The organism is Nitrincola alkalilacustris, assembly GCF_008973755.1.
Taxonomy (GTDB): domain Bacteria; phylum Pseudomonadota; class Gammaproteobacteria; order Pseudomonadales; family Balneatricaceae; genus Nitrincola; species Nitrincola alkalilacustris.
Map to the genome: position 1 here is coordinate 65882 of NZ_WBOM01000011.1, position 15417 is coordinate 81298.

At 52.3% G+C, this 15417-nt stretch carries 18 protein-coding genes; 16 read left to right on the plus strand and 2 right to left on the minus strand.

What is annotated here, in order from left to right; translation table 11 throughout:
* Positions 1-96 precede the first annotated feature (96 nt).
* The 10 genes from F7R27_RS16945 to nadA all read left to right on the plus strand — a co-directional run bounded on the left by F7R27_RS16945 (position 97) and on the right by nadA (position 7597).
* A complete protein-coding gene (locus tag F7R27_RS16945; RefSeq protein ID WP_151705456.1) occupies positions 97-312 on the plus strand; it encodes a TraR/DksA family transcriptional regulator in 216 nt (71 codons plus the stop codon).
* A gap of 124 nt (positions 313-436) precedes the next feature.
* Entirely contained in the window at positions 437-874 is a 438-nt protein-coding gene (gene ybgC / locus F7R27_RS16950; RefSeq protein ID WP_151705457.1) for a tol-pal system-associated acyl-CoA thioesterase, read from the plus strand.
* Positions 864-1541, plus strand: a complete 678-nt coding sequence (gene tolQ, locus F7R27_RS16955) for a protein TolQ (RefSeq protein WP_240776418.1) — start codon at positions 864-866, stop codon at positions 1539-1541. Before ybgC ends, tolQ begins: the two co-directional genes overlap by 11 nt.
* 10 nt (positions 1542-1551) lie before the next feature.
* On the plus strand, positions 1552-1968 hold the full coding sequence (gene tolR, locus F7R27_RS16960) for a protein TolR (protein WP_151705458.1): 417 nt from the start codon (positions 1552-1554) through the stop codon (positions 1966-1968).
* Positions 1969-1976: 8 nt separating this feature from the next.
* A complete protein-coding gene (gene tolA, locus F7R27_RS16965) occupies positions 1977-2999 on the plus strand; it encodes a cell envelope integrity protein TolA (RefSeq protein ID WP_168927545.1) in 1023 nt (340 codons plus the stop codon).
* A 7-nt stretch (positions 3000-3006) separates the two neighbouring features.
* Positions 3007-4299 (plus strand): Tol-Pal system beta propeller repeat protein TolB, encoded by a 1293-nt coding sequence (tolB, locus tag F7R27_RS16970; RefSeq protein WP_151705503.1) that lies wholly within the window; start codon positions 3007-3009, stop codon positions 4297-4299.
* A gap of 63 nt (positions 4300-4362) precedes the next feature.
* Complete coding sequence (gene pal, locus F7R27_RS16975; protein ID WP_151705460.1) at positions 4363-4899, plus strand: peptidoglycan-associated lipoprotein Pal; 537 nt, start codon at positions 4363-4365, stop codon at positions 4897-4899.
* 2 nt (positions 4900-4901) lie between these two features.
* Complete coding sequence (gene ybgF / locus F7R27_RS16980; RefSeq protein ID WP_151705461.1) at positions 4902-5729, plus strand: tol-pal system protein YbgF; 828 nt, start codon at positions 4902-4904, stop codon at positions 5727-5729.
* 17 nt (positions 5730-5746) lie between these two features.
* A complete protein-coding gene (gene queC, locus F7R27_RS16985) occupies positions 5747-6433 on the plus strand; it encodes a 7-cyano-7-deazaguanine synthase QueC (protein ID WP_151705462.1) in 687 nt (228 codons plus the stop codon).
* Between the two features lie 123 nt (positions 6434-6556).
* A complete protein-coding gene (gene nadA / locus F7R27_RS16990) occupies positions 6557-7597 on the plus strand; it encodes a quinolinate synthase NadA (RefSeq protein ID WP_151705463.1) in 1041 nt (346 codons plus the stop codon).
* A 108-nt stretch (positions 7598-7705) separates the two neighbouring features.
* On the opposite strand, the gene F7R27_RS16995 is transcribed toward nadA, so the two are convergent.
* On the minus strand, positions 7706-9133 hold the full coding sequence (locus F7R27_RS16995) for a M48 family metalloprotease (protein WP_151705464.1): 1428 nt from the start codon (positions 9131-9133) through the stop codon (positions 7706-7708).
* A gap of 151 nt (positions 9134-9284) precedes the next feature.
* Here F7R27_RS16995 and F7R27_RS17000 point away from each other — a divergent pair, with 151 nt between their 5' ends.
* Together F7R27_RS17000 and F7R27_RS17005 are read left to right on the plus strand one after the other, a co-directional pair.
* Positions 9285-9521 (plus strand): sulfurtransferase TusA family protein, encoded by a 237-nt coding sequence (locus F7R27_RS17000; protein ID WP_151705465.1) that lies wholly within the window; start codon positions 9285-9287, stop codon positions 9519-9521.
* A 17-nt stretch (positions 9522-9538) separates the two neighbouring features.
* A complete protein-coding gene (locus F7R27_RS17005) occupies positions 9539-10612 on the plus strand; it encodes an AI-2E family transporter (RefSeq protein ID WP_151705466.1) in 1074 nt (357 codons plus the stop codon).
* A gap of 39 nt (positions 10613-10651) precedes the next feature.
* On the opposite strand, the gene F7R27_RS17010 is transcribed toward F7R27_RS17005, so the two are convergent.
* Positions 10652-11122 carry a peroxiredoxin gene (locus tag F7R27_RS17010; RefSeq protein WP_151705467.1) on the minus strand — a complete coding sequence of 157 codons (471 nt, stop codon included), beginning with the start codon at positions 11120-11122 and terminating at the stop codon, positions 10652-10654.
* A gap of 182 nt (positions 11123-11304) precedes the next feature.
* Here F7R27_RS17010 and dapA point away from each other — a divergent pair, with 182 nt between their 5' ends.
* The 4 genes from dapA to F7R27_RS17030 all read left to right on the plus strand — a co-directional run bounded on the left by dapA (position 11305) and on the right by F7R27_RS17030 (position 15399).
* A complete protein-coding gene (gene dapA / locus F7R27_RS17015; RefSeq protein ID WP_151705468.1) occupies positions 11305-12180 on the plus strand; it encodes a 4-hydroxy-tetrahydrodipicolinate synthase in 876 nt (291 codons plus the stop codon).
* Between the two features lie 41 nt (positions 12181-12221).
* Positions 12222-13592, plus strand: coding sequence for an outer membrane protein assembly factor BamC (bamC, locus tag F7R27_RS17020; RefSeq protein WP_240776419.1), 1371 nt, complete (start codon positions 12222-12224; stop codon positions 13590-13592).
* Between the two features lie 57 nt (positions 13593-13649).
* Positions 13650-14366: a phosphoribosylaminoimidazolesuccinocarboxamide synthase gene (purC, locus tag F7R27_RS17025; RefSeq protein WP_151705470.1), complete on the plus strand. Its 717-nt coding sequence runs from the start codon at positions 13650-13652 to the stop codon at positions 14364-14366.
* Positions 14367-14439: 73 nt separating this feature from the next.
* Positions 14440-15399: a 2-hydroxyacid dehydrogenase gene (locus F7R27_RS17030; protein ID WP_151705471.1), complete on the plus strand. Its 960-nt coding sequence runs from the start codon at positions 14440-14442 to the stop codon at positions 15397-15399.
* The last annotated feature ends 18 nt before the right edge of the window (positions 15400-15417 follow it).

A 15417-nucleotide genomic window follows, 5' to 3' on the forward strand; every position in this document is an offset into this window, starting at 1 on the left:
ATTTTTTTGGCTGACTGCATTTGAGTTGATACTGATCAAGGTCTGTACTGTGTGGGGGGTTACAATGTGTAATCACTTTCCACTAACGGTGTCAGCATGTGCAGCCGACTTGATAAAGCTCAGTACAGGCGAGAATTACAGTCTCTGCAGCGCAGCCTGCTGGATGAACTGTCATCCTGTGAGGCGGCACTGCAGCGGATTGAGCAGGGTACTTTCGGCCGCTGTGAAATCTGCTCGGAACCGATAGAACTCAATCGCCTCAAGGCCGACCCTCTTACCACTCGCTGCCTGGAATGCCAGCACAGGCATTAGGCGAGGGCTGGCGCGCGTCGGATTAGGCCACTGAATAAATCTCCTTACCATTCTGATGCCCCCCTCTTGTATAAATTCTCGCGACTGCTATTGTGTGCAGTCTTTGCTTTAATTGGGTTTTGAGATGGTATTCAGCTGGCCGCTGAGGGTTTATATAGAAGATACCGATTACGGCGGTATTGTCTATTACGTGAACTATCTGAAGTTCATGGAGCGTGCCAGAACTGAGCTGCTCCGTAGCCTGGGCTTCTCTCAGCAACAGCTGGCCTTGCAGCAACGCCTCTTTGTTGTGCATAAGGTCGACTGTCAGTATAAGCTTCCAGCGTTGTTGGATGATGAACTTATTGTCGAAACATCTCTCAAAGAGCAGGGTGCGGCACGTGTCGTTTTTCGACAGAAAATAATACGCATCCGCGACGCATCTGAACTCTGTCAAGCTGAGGTTCAGGTAGCATGTGTAAATTCCACATCCATGAAACCCTGTCGATGGCCGGCTGCTATTTCGACCGGTCTGGAAAAATATTGTCAATGCCACTCCGAGGGAGAGAAAAGTGCAAGATAAGATGTCAATCTGGAGCCTGATCCTTGAGGCGAGCCTCCTGGTGCAACTGGTGATGCTCGTGCTGGTGCTTGCTTCCTTCTTGTCATGGGTCATGATTTTCCAGCGCAGAGCCGTTCTTCAACGTGCCAGAAAGTCGTTTGCAGCCTTTGAGGAACGATTCTGGTCTGGAACAGATCTTGGGCATCTTTTCCGTGAAGTGAGTCAGAATCCAAATCCTGATAATGGCGCTGAAAATATTTTTCGTGCAGGCCTGAAAGAATTCACGCGTCTGACACAAAGTGGGAACGCAGATCCCGATGTTGTCATGAACGGTGTTCAGCGCAGTATGCGCGTTGCCTTTTCACGAGAAGAGGAAAAGTTAGAGAAACACCTTCCGTTTCTGGCTACTGTCGGTTCGACCAGCCCGTATATCGGTCTGTTTGGAACCGTATGGGGTATCATGAACTCCTTTCGAGGCCTTGCCAACGTACATCAGGCGACGCTTGCTGCAGTAGCTCCAGGTATTGCAGAGGCCTTGATTGCGACAGCTATCGGACTCTTTGCGGCGATTCCTGCGGTTATCGCCTACAACCGTTTCTCCGCTCAATCGGAAGCGTTGATGAGTAACTATGAGACATTTGCTGACGAGTTTTCCAGCATCCTCTACCGCCGTGTTCACGTGCTTTGAGGTTTAATTGATGATCAGGCGGAACCGTAAAAAGCGCAAGCTGAACGCAGAAATGAACGTCGTGCCCTATATCGATGTCACATTGGTGTTACTTATCATATTTATGGTAACAGCGCCGATGCTGACGCAGGGGGTGAATGTCGAGCTGCCTCAAGCCAGTGCAGAGCCGGTTGAAACCCAGGATGACGAACCTCTGATCGTCACGGTTGATGCTCAGGGGCAGTATTTCATCAATGTAGGTGGTGTGGAAACTGATCCTGTGGATGCTGAAACGGTTCAGGATCGTGTCGGTAAGGTACTGAACAGTTCACCGCAGAAGATGATACTGGTCAGAGGGGATCGTCATGTTGATTATGACCGAGTGGTCAAACTGATGGTGTTACTGCAACAGGCCGGTGCTGCGAGCGTAGGCCTGGTGACCGAGTAGGCATTATCGTGGAAATACGCGGTTACATTGTTCCATCTCTGAAGGCCTTGGCTGTTCATCTGCTGGTGATTGTCACTGTCAGTGGATACTGGTTCGATCACTCCAAGCCAGAGCATAGAACACCCAGGCATATTCAGGCACAGATGGTTGATTTGTCCACACTGCAGCAGGCACCGCAGCAAAATCAGCAGGCGGCGCAGCAGGCAGAAGAGCAGCGACGTGCTGAGCAGCAGCGTCAGGCTGAGCAGCAAAGGCTAGAGCAACAGAGAGCGGAACAGCAAAGAGCGGAGCAGCAGCGTCAGGCTGAGGTTCAAAGGGCAGAGCAGCAGCGTGTTGAACAGCAGCGGGTAGAACAACAACGGGCAGAACAACAACGGGCAGAGCAGCAGCGACAGGCTGAGCAGCAGCGAATAGCTGAGGAGGCCCGTCGTAATGAGCAGGAGCTGGCTGCGCGCCGCGAGGCTGAAGCCAGGCAGAAAGCTGCTGAGGAAGCGCGCAAGGCGGAAGAAGCTGAGCGCAAGCGTCAGCAGGAGCTCGCCGCGCAGAAGGCCGCCGAGGAGCGTAAGCGTCAGGAGGCACAGGCCAAAGCCGAGGCAGAGGCAAAAGCTCAGCGCGAAGCAGCCGAAGCCAGAGCCAGAGAGCAGCAGCGACAGGCAGAGGCGGAAAGAGTACAGGCAGAAGCTGCCGCTGCAGCTGCAGCGGCTCAGGCTGCTGCAGCCCAGGCAGCCAATGTTGTAGTGGCGGATATCTCCTCCTACATCGCTGGCATGCTGCAGCGTAACTGGCAGATTCCATCCACTGCACGCAATGGCATGCAGGCGGTGGTTTCGATCAATCTGCTGCCTAATGGTGAGATAAACTCGGTGGATATACACACCAGTAGTGGCGATGCAGTATTCGACCGCTCTGCAGTACAGGCGGTATTGAGAACAGAGCGTTTCCCGCGTGTGGCGGAGATCGATCCGATTCTATTCGAGCGACGGGTAAGACGGACTTTAGTAACATTCAGACCAGAAGGCCTGAGGTGGTAAAACAATGATGAAAAAACTGATCGCAATATTGACTCTGATGCTGACCAGCACCTGGCTGCAAGCACAATTGGTGGTGGAGGTGACGCAGGGTGTCGATAGCCCTAGCCCCGTTGCCGTGGTTCCATTCAACTGGAGTGGCACCAGCCCGCTGCCGGAGGATATCGCCCAGGTTGTCTCTCAGAACCTTGAGCGCAGTGGCTTTTTCCGTATGATGTCGCGCGACAATATGCTCAGTTTTCCGAGCCGAGGAGATCAGGTCTTTTTCCGCGATTGGCGCATCAGTTCAACGGACTATCTGGTTATTGGTCGCGTAGAGCCTGTCGGTGGTGATCAGGTCAGTATTACCTTTGAGGTTTATGATGTCCTTAAAGAGCAGCGCATTGTCAGTCAGCAGGTGGCAGGCACCACAGGTAGTCTGCGTGATGCCGGGCACTATATCTCAGACGTGATTTTCGAAGCCCTGACCGGTATCAAGGGTGCTTTCTCGACGCGTATCGTTTATGTGACAGCAGAGCAGTTGGCGCAGGATCGCCAGCGCTTCAGGCTGCAGATTGCAGACTGGGATGGTATGCGCCCGCGAACTATTCTGGAATCCAGTGAGCCCATACTTTCACCTAGCTGGTCATTCGATGGCAGCAAAATCGCCTATGTATCCTTCGAGACAACTCGTCCGTCGATCTATGTGCAGCATCTGGCGACAGGTCGTCGTGAGCGGATTCAGTCCTTCCCTGGTCTGAACGGTGCTCCCGCCTGGTCACCTGATGGTAACCGCATGGCTTTGGTGCTGTCGAAGGATGGTAACCCGGAAATTTATGTTTTGAATCTCAATACGCGTGAGCTGGATCGCATGACCCACAACAGCGCGATTGATACTGAACCGTTTTGGGCGCCTGATGGACGCTCTCTCTATTTTACCTCTGACCGTGGAGGCTCTCCTCAGATCTATCGTCTGGATATGTCCAGCAGAAATGTCGAGCGCGTCACGTTTGAAGGTAATTACAACGCCAGGGGGCGCCTGACACAGGATGGTCGGTTCCTGGCAATGGTACATCGTGGTCAAAGCAGAAGATTCCAGATTGCCGTTCAGGATCTCCAGAGTGGCCGTATCGATATTCTGACCAATAGCGACTACGATGAATCACCTAGCATCGCACCCAATGGCAGCATTATAATTTACGCCACTCAGCAGGGGAATCGGGGCGTTCTCGCCGCCGTTTCACTTGACGGACGGGTACGTTTTACAATGCCGGCTCCAAGTGGGGATGTGAGAGAACCAGCCTGGTCTCCATATCTGCAATAAGATTGAAATCAAATACCCTTAATCATGTCTCAGACCATGCTGGTCTGTGCTCAGGAGTGAAAAATGCGTGTAATGAATGTTGGTAAAGCTTTGGCACTGGTTGCTGCTGTCGCTATCATGGCTGGTTGTAGTTCAACGAGCACCAGAACCGGTGCCGGTGATACCAGTGGAGCGGCAGGCACGGGTACAGGCACTGACGGAGCCAGCGCTTATGGAGCTGGAACAGGGGCAGGCGTTTCCGGTGTAGGTCTTGAAGAAGTGGCTACGCTGCGTACCGTATTCTACTTCGACTTCGATCGCTCAGTAGTACAGCAGGAAGGCTTTGCTGATCTGGAAGCGCATGCTCGTTTCCTGTCACGTAACCCATCTGTTTCTGTACGTCTGGAAGGTCATGCTGATGAGCGCGGAAGCCGTGAATACAACATGGCTCTTGGCGAGCGTCGTGCAAATGCGGTTGAGCGTCTGCTTGTTGTTAACGGTGCAGCAGCCAATCAGATTGAAGCCATCAGCTATGGCGAAGAGCGTCCTGCAGTCACTGGTAGCCATGAAGGTGCCTGGGCTCAGAACCGTCGTGTTGAGCTGAAATACGTAACGCGTTAATTATGAAATACTTACTGAAAGGTGTTCTGGCGCTTTGTCTTGGTGTATCCGGGCTTGTACATGCTCAGGTAGATAATGTACAGGTCATCGAGATCAGCACCAGTGGTCAGCAGTCGCAGGCTCAGCGTCAGCCAGATGTGACAGCTGGCTCCATGGCCGGGCAAAGTGAGCTGTTGCTGGTTGTCTATCAACTGCAGGAAGAGATCCGCCAGCTTCGTGGTGAGCTAGAAGCTCAGCAGCACAAGTTGAACAGGCTCGAGACAGATCAGCGGGACCGGTATCGTGATGTCGATCGGCGCCTCAGTGCCCTGATCAACGCTCTGCCTGATCCCGCTGCACCTCCTGCTGTGCCGGCTCCTGAGCCGATACAGTCATCGGCTGGTGCGCCTTCAGTAAGTCCTCCTTCGGCACCAGTTGCGCCGGCACCGGAAGTAGCTTCCGTGCCGGATGCAACCCGCGCTGATCAGCAGGCGTATGACCAGGCTTTCAATCTTGTGCGTGAGCGCAAGTTTAATGAGGCGATCGCTGCCTTTGAAGCCTTCGTTATCCAGTTTCCGAACAGCAGCAATACGGCAAATGGCTATTACTGGTTAGGTGAGATTCATCTGGCTCAGCAGTCATTGGATATGGCTCGAGTGCAGTTTGAAAGGGTGCTCAGCGACTTTCCCAGTCATGGCAAGGTGCCGGATACACTCTATAAGCTGGGTGTAGTCTATTCCAATCTGGGTCAGCAAGAGCGCTCACGAAATATGATGCAGCGTGTGATTGATGAGTTTCCGCAAAGTACTGCTGCCAGTCTTGCCAGAAATTTCAGAGCTGCAAACAGCTGATTAAGGGCTTCTGTTTCATGAGTAGTGATTTAAAACGGGCAGTGGTTCTGTTGTCCGGCGGTCTTGATTCCGCAACGGTTCTGGCTATTGCCAGGAGTCATGGGTATGAGTGCCATGTCTTGAGCTTTGACTATGGTCAACGCTCTCTGACTGAGCTGAATGCCGCTCGTGCAGTGGTTGCCCAGCTTGGCGTTGCCCAGCACAAGATTCTGCGACTGCATCTTGAGGATATCGGCGGTTCTGCATTGACGGATCACTCCATAGATGTGCCCGAAACCTTCGAGGATGAAAGTATTCCTGTTACCTATGTTCCAGCACGTAATACAGTTTTTCTGTCCCTTGCTCTGGGTTGGGCAGAGGTGCTTGATGCTCAGGCAATCTTTATCGGGGTTAATGCCGTGGATTATTCCGGCTATCCGGATTGTCGTCCTGAATTCATCAAGGCCTTCGAGGTGATGGCGAACCTGGCGACACGTCAGGGTGTTACCGGCCATCCACTGACGATTGAAACGCCACTTATTGATCTGACCAAGGCCGAGATCATACAAAAAGGTGTCGCACTGGGGCTTGATTATGGATTAACGGTATCTTGCTACCAGGCTGATGAACAGGGTCGCGCCTGTGGTGTCTGTGATAGCTGTCGCCTGCGTGCAGCGGGGTTTGTCGAAGCCGGTGTTCCAGACCCGACACACTACTTCCAGTGAGTCTCTTCCACATCTGATTTACAGCACGACTATGGTATAATTCGTTCAGGGTTATACCAGTGCTGTTCAATTCAGCATCTCTTAATCCAGCGTTATTCAATTTTTTCGGAATAAGATACTTTCATGTCACAGACAAGCGAACTTGCCGAGCGTATTCTGGTTCAGGAACATTTTGCTCAGGAACACCTGCCTTCAGCAGTGACTCCAGAGCAGGAAGCATCATATCGTCAGAAGATTAAGCAACTGTTACATGAAAAAGACGCTTGTCTGGTGGCGCACTATTATACCGACCCTTTGATTCAGGCTTTGGCCGAAGAAACCGGGGGATGTGTGGCCGACTCGTTGGAGATGGCACGCTTCGGTAGCCAGCACTCCGCATCAACACTGCTTGTGGCAGGTGTGCGATTCATGGGGGAAACGGCAAAAATTCTTAATCCGGAAAAACGGATACTGATGCCGACACTCGAAGCCACCTGTTCGCTGGATATCGGCTGTCCTGTCGATGAATTTTCTGCCTTCTGCGATCAGTACCCTGATCATGTAGTCGTGGTGTATGCCAACACGTCAGCTGCGGTCAAGGCGCGTGCTGACTGGGTGGTAACGTCCAGCATTGCATTGAAAGTGGTGGAGCATCTGTCTGACCAGGGTAAGAAAATTATCTGGGCACCGGATCGGCATCTGGGTGAGTATGTACAGCGCCAGACGGGCGCAGAGATGATTCTGTGGGATGGTAGCTGCATTGTTCATGAAGAGTTCAAAGCCAAAGGGCTGAAGGATCTCAAGGCACTCTATCCGGATGCGGCGGTTCTGGTGCATCCAGAGTCACCTGCTGCCGTTGTGGATCTGGCTGATGTGGTCGGTTCGACCAGCCAGTTGATTCGTGCTGCCAGTGCTTTACCAAATCAGTTATTCATCGTTGCAACGGATCGCGGCATCCTTTACAAGATGCAGCAGGCTGCGCCGGGTAAAACCTTTATTGAAGCGCCTACAGGTGGTAATGGTGCAACCTGTCGCAGTTGTGCGCACTGCCCGTGGATGGCAATGAACGGTCTTGATAATATTGTTCAGGCGCTGGAAAATCAGACCGAGGAGGTGATCGTTTCTCCTGAGCTGATCAGGCAGGCACGTATACCGCTGCAGCGCATGCTGGATTTCCCGGTCTGATATCTGTATTCAGACTGACTGTGCTCTGGCAGGCTGTTGGTGACCGCACAGCCTGTCAGTCGCTTTCTCTTGTCAGCCTTGCGCTTATCAAATAGAACGGGCTGGCGCTTAAAGATCTTCTCTGATCTGCCTTCTTATCTCTTCGACCTCCGCTTCCTTCTCTTCAAAACGACTGAGATCTGATGGGCTATGGATGCTGTCTCGCTTGGCAAATTCGACCTGGCGTTGTGCGTGGTCAAAATTGCCGGTCAGTAGAAAATAGTCTATCCGTGCTTCATGCACCGCCAGAATATTTCCAAGCAACCCCTCAGTTTCGGCGAGTTGGAACAGGCTGTCGGTATCCGTGGGGTAGTCACGCAGTATCTGACGATAAAGAGCCGTTGCCTGCTGAAGTTTGCCTGTTTCTCTGGCAGCTGTGGCCAGTAGCTTCCTGACTGGCAGGCTGCCCGGATAGATCTTGTTCAGGGTATTGCTGCGCTCGAAGGCCTGGGCGTACTCTCCGGCTGCGAGCATGATCTCCACTTCGGTCAGTGCAATGTAGAGATGCTGGCGCCAGTTGGCAGGCAGCTTTTCCAGATGTTCGCGGGCCAGTGAGGTCTGGCCGTTGCGCATGGCTGCCATGACAATGCCGTAGTCATTTTTGGCTGATGGATTAACTGTATTGTCTGCCTGGTAACGCTGCAGGGTTTGTGCCGGTTGCTTGCTGAAGTGTACTTCCAGCCTGGTTCTGATGATCTCAAATTCCGGGTTATAGGCTCGCTCTGCAGGTCTTGGCAGAGTTTCGGCACGATTGAGCGAGTCGGCAATACGGGATTCAGTGACAGGATGTGTCAGCAGAAACTCAGGAGGTCGTTGCCCGTAGAAGCGATAGTTCCTTTGCAGTCGAGAGAACATCTGTGGCATGGCATGAGGGTCAAGACCGGAAGCAACCAGTGTCTGCATGCCGATACGATCAGCCTCCTGCTCATAGCGACGACTGAAGGATAGCTGAGACTGCGCCTGGGCAGCGATAGTGGTGGACAGAGCGGCTGTCCCTCCTTGTACATCTGCGGCTGATATCAGAATACTGGCCAGTATGCCTGCCAGGACCAGAGGTCTGGCGCGTCGCTCCTCTTCCAGGCGCTGAGCAAAATGGCGCTGACTCAGATGCGCGAGCTCGTGCGCCAGTACGGATGCCACCTCATCCTCACTCTCTGCAGCAAGGAAAAGTCCACCATGCACCCCGATAATGCCCCCCGGAACAGCGAAGGCGTTGAATGTGGGGTTGTCGAGCATGATCAGTTCAAGACGTCTGTCAGTGATCTGGGAGCCTGGTACCAGTCGCCACAGCAGGTCATCAACATAGTGATAGACAATCGGATCCTCAAGCAGCGGCGCTCTGCCTCTGAGTATGCGAGCCCAGTTTCGGCCCAGACGATACTCTGCATCAGCGGCAACCATCGCAGCACCGGGGCCGGTGAGGCTGGGGAGGCGAGTATCGGCATAGGTGGTTTGAAAACCCAATGCAAGCGTTAGTAGCAGAAAAAATCGGATCATAAAGGTCCTGACGAGAAGTTCTTTGGTTACCATGTTATCTGTAATAGTATAAGGTGCGCTTTGATTCTGAAGCGAAAGTTTGTGTCATCTATCTATCTTACCTGATTGACTCATCAGTAAGATTTTGTATCGGTTTCCGAGGTTCCAGGTCATGACAGATTACCCCATTGATCAACAGTTGGATGCATCCGGCTTGCACTGCCCGTTGCCGTTGCTGAAAGCCAAGCAGGCGCTTAATCACCTGCAGCCAGGGCAGATACTTCGTGTCATCGCCACTGATGCGGGGTCTGTCAGGGACTTCAAAGCCTACACTGATCAGTCAGACCATTGTCTGCTTGAATCGTTCGTTGAGCAAGACAGTTACATCTATATCATTCGCCGCGGTTAGGATGGGCAGGAGAGATCATGCTGAAGATCATCAGTAAATGGATTCATCGCTATCTGTCGGATGAGGAAGCACTGCTTCTTTTCTTCCTGTTAGTGGCGGGGCTTTTTCTTATTCTGATGCTGGGGCGAGCACTTGCCCCGGTTTTCATCAGTATTATTGTCGCATTTCTGATGCAGGGTGCTGTTAACCGGATAGAGAAGTATATTCCTCGCACGGTATCGGTGTTGCTGGTCTTTTTTGCATTTGTAGCAGCGCTTCTGGCGTTCATGCTGATAGTGATGCCGCAGGTCTGGCAGCAGTTGGTAACCTTGTTCAACGAAACGCCGCGCATGATTTCACAGTTTCAGGCGATGCTGCTGGTACTGCCTGAGCACTATCCCGATCTGATCACCGAACAGCAGGTGCGGCAGTTGATCGGCGTAGCCGCCACCGAGTTGAGCAAGGCTGGGCAATGGGTGCTGACTTTCTCGCTGCACTCCATTACGAATATCGTGGCGCTGCTGATCTATGTGATTCTGGTGCCGATCCTGGTGTTCTTTTTTCTCAAGGATGGTTCGCACCTGATGGATGGTCTGGCCAGATTTCTGCCCGAGAAGCGCCAGATGATGCGCACCATATGGATCGAAATGGATGCTCAGATTGCCAATTATGTGCGTGGCAAGGCGATCGAGATTCTTATCGTCGGTGCGGTCAGCTATGTGGTTTTTGCCTTTCTGGGTCTTAATTATGCCGCACTGCTGGCGATCATGGTGGGTGTTTCGGTTGTCATTCCCTACATAGGTGCAGCGCTGGTGACTATCCCGGTCGCTGGGATCGCCCTGTTTCAGTGGGGGTGGGGAAGTGAGTTCATGTATCTGATGATTGCCTATTTCGTGATTCAGGCGTTGGATGGAAACGTGCTGGTGCCACTGCTGTTTTCTGAGGCTGTCAATCTTCACCCTGTATCCATTATCGTGGCAGTTTTGCTTTTTGGCAGTCTCTGGGGTGTCTGGGGAGTGTTTTTTGCCATTCCGCTTGCGACTCTGATCAAGTCGGTCATCAATGCCTGGCCAAGTGTGATTGAAGAGGTTGCGGCGAAGGAGGAAGAGTAGGCGGCACCGGCTTTTATGGCTGGTGCCGCAGGGCGTGCTTCAGCTGAGCTGTTTGACGGCTTCCAGTACCTCGTCAACATGTCCTTTGACAGAAACCTTGCGCCACTCCTGTCGCAGCACGCCTTCCTTGTCTATCAGGAAGGTGCTGCGTTCGATTCCAAGTGACTCGCGTCCATACATTTTTTTCAGCTTGATCACATCGAAGTGTTTGCACAGGGCTTCATCCTGGTCACTCAGCAGCTCGAACGGAAAGGACTGCTTGGCCTTGAAGTTTTCATGGCTGCGCAGGCTGTCTTTGGAAACGCCGAAAATTTCCGTATCGGCAGACTGAAACTGCTCGTACCTGTCGCGGAACTCCTGTCCTTCAGTGGTGCACCCAGGGGTGCTGTCCTTGGGGTAGAAATAGATCACGACATTGCGTCCTCGCAATGCGGACAGTGAGATCTCCTTGTCGCTGGTGGCCTGTGCAGTGAACTCGGGTACGGGTTGGTTGAGTGCTACATTGCTCATGGTGTTTCATCCTGTGTTAAAAAAAGATCTATCCTACTACGCTAAAAGAGGCATATTCGTTTAAAATATTGTGCTGTTCACAATAGCAGAAGGTAAAGTGGGGTTGAAACTTTACCTTGAGTGTTGTGTGGCCGCTGAGTGGTGAGTACCATACGGCATCTGATTGAATTTTGGAGATAATGATGATTCGCGGCAGTATTGTAGCCCTTGTAACCCCAATGAAAGCCAATGGCGATGTCGATTGGGATGCATTGAAGAGAATCACAGAGCTCCATATAGAAAAGGGCACAGCCTCGATAGTCGCTGTCGGAACAACGGGAGAATCGGCGACACTGAACTGCGATGAACACATCGAGGTGGTCAAGTTCATTGTTGATCAGGTGGCTGGTCGTATACCTGTGATAGCTGGCACAGGCGCTAATTCAACCAGCGAAGCGATTGAGCTGACGCAAGCGGCAAAAGAGGCTGGTGCGGATGCGGTGTTGCTGGTGACACCCTATTACAATAAGCCGACGCAGGAAGGTTTGTATCAACACTACAAAGCTATCGCCGAAGCAGTGGATATACCCCAGATACTTTACAATGTACCCGGCCGTACAGCTTGTGACATGCTGCCGGAAACAGTTTTGCGGCTGGTGGGCATTGATAATATCGTGGGTATCAAAGAAGCAACCGGCAATCTCGAACGTGCACGCTTTCTGATTGACTCGGTTCCTGACGGTTTTGCAGTCTATTCCGGTGACGATGCTACTGCCATTGAGCTGATACTGATGGGCGGTGACGGTAATATTTCAGTCACGGCTAACGTTGCGCCCGGCGAAATGGCAAAACTCTGCCAGTTGGGTCTTGAAGGTGATATAGAGGCTGCTAGAGCCTTGCAGGAGCAACTGATGCCATTGCACACCAATCTTTTTATTGAAGCGAACCCTATCCCCGTAAAATGGGCCATGCATGAGATGGGTATGATTGACTCCGGTATCCGGTTGCCACTGACGCCTTTGTCCGAGCAGTATCATGACGTGGTTCGCGGCGCCTTAAAGCAAAGCGGCATAATCTGACAGGCTTACAAATGATAAATAAAGGCTTAGGTATACTGACGATGGCCGGGGCAGCAGTGATGCTGGTCGGTTGTAGCTATATCGAAAAAAATCCGGTCTATGGTGAGCATGGAATAATTCGTGATCGCAGCCAGGACTATATGCAGGCTGAAGGTGGAAGTCGCCTGCAGATACCAGAGCATATCAATGCGCGTGAAACCTATGAGCAGCTTCAGGTGCCTGATGTGGGCGTGACAGCCACCCGGACTGAAGGCCGCTTTCAGGTACCGCGTCCCGAATTTTTCTATGCTGATCCTGTTTCCGATTCGGTGAGTCTTGCGCGTCTTGATGGCGAGCGGATTATCATGGTGGATGAGCCGATTGCAGATGTCTGGGTCAAGATTCAGGATTTCTGGGATTATAACGGCATCGATGTAGCCAGAGCAGATCCCAGACTGGGCATCATGGAGACGGACTGGATCCGCACCGATGGGCGAGAATACGGGTTTGTTGATCGCTGGTTCAAGCGTCTTACGTTTCAGGGGCTGGAAGGACCAGTTGATAACAAGTTGCGTGTGAGCATTCGTCCTGATCCGGATGACTATGATCGCACCTCTATTCGTATGAGCCATGTTGCCTTCGCGGCCAGCGATCGTCATGAAGAGGTTGACTGGGATCTGCAGCAGATGGATATCAGCTATCAGTCGGATATGATGTTTGAGATGCTGCGTTATCTCAGCCGTGCTTCTGCACCGACGACAGCACAGAGCCTGATGGCGATGCAGCAACAACAACAGGCTCGTCCATTGCTGGGTCGTGATTCGCGCGGCAACCCTGCACTGCGTATCAATGCTCCGGTTGATGAGGTATGGGACCTGCTTGATAGCGTCATTGATGGCACGACGCTTGATGTAGGCACAAGAGACAAGGAGGGTGGTGTTTTTTACATGAGCTACACTACTTCCACACCGATAGCTGAAACGCGCCGACGTGGTTTCATGGAGTGGCTGACCTCGGAGCGCGAGGAGATCAAGCTGAGTACCGGCTTCCTGAGTAGCGCACTGGGTTTCTCTGAGGAGGAGCAGGCCGAGGCGGTGGCTTACTCATCCACTGACGGCCGACTGAGTGGCCGTTCGGCTGAGGAGATGGCTGCAGATCTGAGTGACCCGAATAATCTTGCCAATCAGGAAGGGTACAAAATCTGGCTGGGTGGAAGGGTAATCTTTGTATTCGGTGGCTCTCAGCGCGGTGTATTCAACACCGAGAGTGGCAGCTTCGAGCATACGGGGCGTTACCAGTTGAAACTGAACCGGACACGAACAGGTGTGATTATTTCCGTGTTGACGGATCAGGGGCTGGATGCACCTGCGGTGGTTGCTGAAGAGATATTGTGGCAGATAAAAGACCAGTTGCCGTCCAACACGGCTGGCTGAAAAGATTGATTGCAAAACCAGCCCCCAATAAGGGGGCGGTTTCGTCTGGAGACCTTGATGACAACGCGTACAGAGCTTTTATATTCGGGTAAGGCCAAATCGGTTTACTCTACAGATAACCCGGATTACATGATCATGCTGTTCCGTAATGACACTTCGGCCTTTGATGGCAAGAAGGTCGATCAGCTGGATCGCAAGGGCATGGTTAACAACAAGTTCAATGCCTTTATCATGGAAAAGCTGGAAGCTGCCGGTATCCCGACGCACTTTGAAAAGTGTCTGTCCGACACAGAGAGTCTGGTCAAACGTCTGGATATGCTGCCGATTGAGTGCGTCGTGCGCAATGTTTCAGCTGGCTCTATCTGCCGTCGTCTGGGTGTGGAAGAGGGGCTGACACTTAACCCGCCAACGTTTGAGATGTTTCTGAAGAACGACGCGCTTGGTGACCCGATGGTCAATGAGTATCATATTGAGTCTTTTGGCTGGGCTACGCGCGATCAGGTGGAAACAGCCAAATCACTGACCTTTCGCGTCAATGATGTGCTGAAGCAACTGTTTGACGATGCTGGTCTGCTGCTGGTTGATTACAAGCTGGAGTTTGGCATGTTCAAGGGACAGCTCGTGCTGGGTGATGAGTTCTCTCCGGATGGTTGTCGCCTGTGGGACAAGGAAACACGCAAAAAGATGGATAAGGATCGCTTCCGTCAGGGATTGGGTGGTGTTATCGAATCCTATGAAGAGGTGGGGCGTCGTCTCGGTATCAATTTCGACTGATTATCAGGTCGATATTGAGGCCTCGGTATCAATTTCATGCAAAAGCAGGTCCATGTTAGTAAAGGAGAGGTAGATGCGGGCAGTATTTCTTGACCTTCAGAGCCTGGATGACCTGGATCTGCAGCCACTGCGCAGCGTTGTCAGTGAGTTGGTCTGTCATCAGCAGACCGCTGTAGCAGACGTGCTGGATCGTATTCGTGGCTTCGATATTGTCATTACCAATAAAGCGGTGCTGACGGCTGAAACCATTGCTCAATCTGACTCTCTCAAATTGATCTGTGTGGTGGCGACAGGGGTCAACAATGTTGATCTCGATGCAGCAAAGCAGCGTGATATTCCTGTGTGCAACTGTCAGGGATATGGTACTTCATCTGTAGCGCAGCATGTTTTTTCCCTGATGTTGGCACTGCATACGCGCTTGCTGGATTATCACAAGGCGGTTGGAGAGGGGCGCTGGAATCGATCAGAACAGTTTTGCCTGCTGGATTATCCGATACAGGAGCTGCAGGGCAAGACTCTGGGGCTGGTGGGCTATGGTAATCTTGGTCGCAAGGTGGCGGAGATAGCTCGTGCATTCGGCATGAAAGTACTGGTTGCACAGCGCCCGGGTGCAGAGCCGACACAAGCGGATGACAGTCGTTTACCTCTGAATGAGATGTTGCCATTGGTGGATGTGTTGAGCCTGCACTGCCCGTTGACGGATGCAACACGGAATCTGATTGATGCCAGGGCCCTCAGGTTGATGAAACCCGGTAGCTTCCTGATCAATGCAGCCCGCGGTGGCATTGTGGATGAACCTGCACTGGTGAGTGCGCTTCGCGAAGGGCATCTGGCGGGCGCCGCGACGGATGTGCTGCTAGAAGAGCCGCCGCGTCATGGCAATCCATTGCTGGAGCCTGATATTCCTAATCTTATCGTGACTCCTCATTGTGCCTGGGGAAGCTTTCAAGCGCGCAGTACAATCATTGCTCAGGCAGCTGAGAACATACATGCCTTCCTTGAGCAGGGATCACCGAGTCGTCGGGTTGTCTGATCAGCTCATTCCTCAGGA

Coding starts and splice junctions, on each gene's coding strand:
- tolB (WP_151705503.1), top strand. CDS start 3,007: ATGAAAAAACTGATCGCAATATTGACTCTGATGCTGACCAGCACCTGG.
- queC (WP_151705462.1), top strand. CDS start 5,747: ATGAGTAGTGATTTAAAACGGGCAGTGGTTCTGTTGTCCGGCGGTCTT.
- pal (WP_151705460.1), top strand. CDS start 4,363: ATGCGTGTAATGAATGTTGGTAAAGCTTTGGCACTGGTTGCTGCTGTC.
- dapA (WP_151705468.1), top strand. CDS start 11,305: ATGATTCGCGGCAGTATTGTAGCCCTTGTAACCCCAATGAAAGCCAAT.
- F7R27_RS17030 (WP_151705471.1), top strand. CDS start 14,440: ATGCGGGCAGTATTTCTTGACCTTCAGAGCCTGGATGACCTGGATCTG.
- F7R27_RS16945 (WP_151705456.1), top strand. CDS start 97: ATGTGCAGCCGACTTGATAAAGCTCAGTACAGGCGAGAATTACAGTCT.
- F7R27_RS17005 (WP_151705466.1), top strand. CDS start 9,539: ATGCTGAAGATCATCAGTAAATGGATTCATCGCTATCTGTCGGATGAG.
- F7R27_RS17010 (WP_151705467.1), bottom strand. CDS start 11,122: ATGAGCAATGTAGCACTCAACCAACCCGTACCCGAGTTCACTGCACAG.
- F7R27_RS16995 (WP_151705464.1), bottom strand. CDS start 9,133: ATGATCCGATTTTTTCTGCTACTAACGCTTGCATTGGGTTTTCAAACC.
- bamC (WP_240776419.1), top strand. CDS start 12,222: ATGGCCGGGGCAGCAGTGATGCTGGTCGGTTGTAGCTATATCGAAAAA.
- ybgF (WP_151705461.1), top strand. CDS start 4,902: ATGAAATACTTACTGAAAGGTGTTCTGGCGCTTTGTCTTGGTGTATCC.
- nadA (WP_151705463.1), top strand. CDS start 6,557: ATGTCACAGACAAGCGAACTTGCCGAGCGTATTCTGGTTCAGGAACAT.
- F7R27_RS17000 (WP_151705465.1), top strand. CDS start 9,285: ATGACAGATTACCCCATTGATCAACAGTTGGATGCATCCGGCTTGCAC.
- tolR (WP_151705458.1), top strand. CDS start 1,552: ATGATCAGGCGGAACCGTAAAAAGCGCAAGCTGAACGCAGAAATGAAC.
- purC (WP_151705470.1), top strand. CDS start 13,650: ATGACAACGCGTACAGAGCTTTTATATTCGGGTAAGGCCAAATCGGTT.
- ybgC (WP_151705457.1), top strand. CDS start 437: ATGGTATTCAGCTGGCCGCTGAGGGTTTATATAGAAGATACCGATTAC.